Below are 412 nucleotides of genomic sequence, written 5' to 3' on the forward strand. Positions count from 1 at the left end.
AAGCCCGCTATTTAGCGGGCTTACTTGTAGTGGTGGAGAGATAGGGATTTGAACCCTAGAGGGGCTACAAACCCCTGCCGGTTTTCAAGACCGGTGCATTCGGCCACTCTGCCATCTCTCCGAAACTGCTATAAGTCACGAGTAAGAGTGTACTCATAACTATTTTAAATTAGGTGGTGGAGAGATAGGGATTTGAACCCTAGAGGGGCTATAAACCCCTGCCGGTTTTCAAGACCGGTGCATTCGACCACTCTGCCATCTCTCCGACGGCGTGCATAATAGTGAAGGTTACTGTGTTTGTGAAGCTTTTTTTTAAAAAAGTTGTTTAAGTGATTAAAAAAACATTAAATTGCTCATTTACAGTGCATAGTGTATAAAAAACCTGCAGCAATGAACTTTTCTTTTTATTTAT

2 tRNA genes are annotated in these 412 nt (G+C 42.2%); both read right to left on the reverse strand.

The features are described from left to right. Window positions 1–30 precede the first annotated feature (30 nt). Window positions 31–121: transfer RNA gene (locus tag ACT3RM_RS18220), tRNA-Ser, on the reverse strand. 53 nt (window positions 122–174) lie between these two features. Further along, a tRNA-Ser gene (locus tag ACT3RM_RS18225) sits at window positions 175–265 on the reverse strand. Between the last annotated feature and the right edge of the window lie 147 nt (window positions 266–412).

This window comes from Pseudoalteromonas sp. AOP7-A1-14, assembly GCF_052376275.1.
Classification (GTDB): Bacteria; Pseudomonadota; Gammaproteobacteria; order Enterobacterales; family Alteromonadaceae; genus Pseudoalteromonas.